The 3,241-nt window shown below is 58.2% G+C and carries 2 protein-coding genes, 1 pseudogene and 1 other annotated feature; all 3 genes and pseudogenes read right to left on the bottom strand.

Features of this window, described 5'->3' with window-relative positions:
- Positions 1 to 53 (bottom strand) — a sequence feature (AL1L pseudoknot). This feature is flagged as partial in the annotation.
- Positions 11 to 331 (bottom strand): annotated as a pseudogene (locus tag CYR55_RS22480) (transposase); the annotation flags it as partial. It overlaps the preceding feature by 43 nt.
- A gap of 36 nt (positions 332 to 367) precedes the next feature.
- A complete protein-coding gene (locus CYR55_RS22475) occupies positions 368 to 1,078 on the bottom strand; it encodes a hypothetical protein (protein WP_101818532.1) in 711 nt (236 codons plus the stop codon).
- Positions 1,079 to 1,121: 43 nt separating this feature from the next.
- Positions 1,122 to 3,200, bottom strand: coding sequence for a class I SAM-dependent DNA methyltransferase (locus CYR55_RS23660; protein ID WP_241522214.1), 2,079 nt, complete (start codon positions 3,198 to 3,200; stop codon positions 1,122 to 1,124).
- Positions 3,201 to 3,241: the final 41 nt, after the last annotated feature.

The raw sequence follows: 3,241 nt of genomic DNA, 5'->3' as shown, positions 1-3,241 counted from the left end.
AGCGGCATTATTTTTTCCAGTGGCGGTCGAGCTCCGCCTGGGCAAAATACGCTGAAGCCTGACGCAGAATATCATTGCTGCGGCGCAGCTCGCGGACTTCCCGCTCCAGTTCTTTCAGACGCTGGCGTTCGCTGGCAGTCAGCGCATTCTGCTCATCATCAACGGGCTCCTGCTGACGGATCCAGATACGCAATGTCTCGGGAGTGCAGCCGATCTTAGGGGCAATGGAGCAGATAGCGGCCCATTGTGAGTTGTAGGTATTCTGGTTTTCCAGAACCATACGAATAGCGCGTTGACGAACTTCAGGGGGAAATCGGTTATGTTTTGTCATCCTGGTTACCTCTCTCAAAGAGTGTAGTCTCCAGGATTACCGGGGCGGTTCATTGGGCGCGTCATACGCGCTTAAGGTAAGCCGCATTGCGCCCTCGTCATTGAACAGCGCCTCAAATCCTCCACCAGCAGCCACAGGAACGCCTGTAACCAGCAAAGGCTGGCCAACATATACCGACGCGCTCAAAGCCTCCAGGAAGCCGTTTGCGCAGTGCTCCGCGCCATCCACGAACACAAAGGACGAACAGCCCGCTATTTCTTTGAGCAAACCCGGCGAAAACGCGACTGGGTGCACCCACTCTATGCGGCGCTTCGCGTCTTTACGCAGATGAATGGAGTAGGCACCGTATACCAGTTCCCGGGCGATCACTGGCATCAGCGCCACCAGCTGGCTCACCAGCCTGCATACCTCGAACCAGGTGCGGGCATATGGCGAGATGATGTAAGCCCGCCCCTGGAATTGGCACAGCGCCGACCACACAGCCAGGGCAGCAGCCGGCTGGTGAAGTGATGCCCGCTCACCATGCGCTACCACAATGCGTTTTTGCTGGTGGAATACGGTAAGTCGCTGCTCAACAGGCTCAAACGTAGGCGGTGTGTCGATCTTCAGCTCCCGGCACAGCGCAGAGAAGGGCTGTACCAGTACAGAGTCCAGATTGCCGACGGTCATGCCGTCATAATCCTCCAGCGCGCGGTCGTATTGCAGCGGCGCACCTGGCTTAAACATAGTGATTTTTTCGGTGGTCATGGTGATCCGGGAAAGGCGGCCACCAGCTGGCGGCCGCTGGTGGTTACAGGGTAGCGATGATGTCTGTTGCATTACCGCGGGTGGTGATGTCACAGCTCACAGAGCGGCGCGCTTTCAACCCCGTAATGGTAAAGCCGCGGGATAGATAGAGCTGCATCAGCTTGGGCGCGCTACTGTTGGTGATCACCACCTTAGCACCACGCTCATGCGCGGCCATCAGGTGTTCCACCAGCGCTACCTGGTCATCAAACGTGAATCCCTCTTTGCTGTACGCCGTGAAATTACGCTCATCCGGCAGCGGCTCATACGGCGGATCGCAGAAAATTACGTCCCCCTCGCTCGCCTGGGCGATCACCTCCTGGAATGGGGCACAGACAAATTCCCGCGCCGCGTCACTGATAGCAAAATGACATAGCTCATCCAGAGGGAAGTAACTGTCGGGGTTTTTGTTCCACCCCACGTTAAATAGCCCTTTCTGGTTGAAGCGGCACAGCCCATTAAAACAGGTGCGGTTGAGCGCCAGGAATAACGCCGCCTGGCGGACAGGATCAGCCGTGCGGGCATTAAACTCGTTCCGGATGGCCATATACGCGGCTTCGCTGTTACAACCGGTCACCAGAGCCAGTGCTACCGGCACGACGAGTTGCGGATTGGTGGCCAGTTGCTGATAGAGGTTGATCAGATAGGGGTTGATGTCACCCAGCAGGTAGGCGTCATAGGTGGTATTCATGAATACCGAGCCGGCACCCACGAATGGCTCAATCAGGCGCTTACCCGGCGGCAGGTAGGTGCGAAGAGTATCCAGCACGGAATATTTGCCACCAGCCCACTTAAGGAATGGCCGGATCTTGTGCGCATCAAGCATCTCTTTAATCGCCTCAGCATTGCCGGGGGCGGCGGTCAAAGTGATTTCGCCACTCAACGCCCTGGTGGGCATTGCGGCAGCCGGCTCACCTCCGGCAATTAGCCCAGGCATCAAAGATTCAATGCTGATAACGACTGGCGTCTCTCCTGGTAAGTTTTGTACTGCGTCATCGGTGGTGAGGTGTTTCAAAATTCGCTCTCCAATCCAGCGCATGACAGGCACGGCCATAGAGTTGCCGATCGCCTTGTATCTTGGCGCATCCTGGCAATCCTCAGCCGGCTTATTGCGCCAGGGGATCATGGTATGTCCGTGAGGGAAGCCCTGGAGAGCTTCACATTCATGAGGCATCAGCCGGCGAACGGTGCTGTTAACCAAGGCATGGGCTTTATTAGATCCGCCTGTGCCAGTGCTAAGGCAGTTGGCTACCTCACCGCCCAGCTCTGCAATGGTGCCACCGTCACGCCCGCGCATAGATACGGCACGGACGGACACTACGGCATGGACATCAGAGCTGGTCAGTGTGTGGCAAACTTCAGGTTTGTCGATCCCTACCTGGTTGCCGCCGTTATGCCCGGTTCGGCCAATGGTGTTGCCGGCAATGCTATAGGATGGGGCTGTATCCCATTCGATAGCGCTGCTTGCAGCTCCGGCGCCAGCTGGCGGCCGCGTGTCTCGGCTCGGCGCAGTATCCCGGCGCACGCCGTCGAACTCAAAAAGTATTTCTGCGGGATCGAGGTCGTGTCGAGCAGTTGCGACAACAAACACACGGCGGCGGCGTTGTGCCACTCCGAAGTATTGGGCATCAAGGGTTCGCCAAGCCAATCGGCGTTGCTGGCCATAAACGCAACCTGAGAGCGCCCACTTTGCCACATGGTCACCGGTCGATTTGCGCCAGCGCCAGTGGGCTGTGCTCTTTCCTGGCTCAGGTCGTTCACCAGGTGCGATTGGATCATCTTCACCAGCCAGGCCGGCAAGGAAGCACCCAAAAGCGTTGTCTTTGTCAGAGAACACACCGGCAACGTTTTCCCACACGATGATCGTGGGGGGCTGGCCGGCGGCTGCGCGCTGTTGGTCGATTGCATTGGCTAACTCCACATATTTGAGGGTTAGCTGTCCGCGCTCATCTCCCAGCCCATTGCCAAGCCCAGCCACAGAGAAGGCCTGGCAAGGTGTACCGCCCACCAGCAAATCCGGCGCGGGCACCGCCGTGCGCAACCCCTCCTGGCCGCGGTCCAGCAGCGGGGCGGTCAGCGTCACCGGTTCGTCGGCCTGAAACGCATCCTGCGCGTCCGGCCCCT

Source organism: Chimaeribacter californicus, from assembly GCF_002858675.1.
Classification (GTDB): Bacteria; Pseudomonadota; Gammaproteobacteria; order Enterobacterales; family Enterobacteriaceae; genus Chimaeribacter; species Chimaeribacter californicus.
The sequence above is the reverse complement of the archived record's forward strand: the minus strand, read 5'-3'. Positions and strand labels throughout refer to the sequence as shown.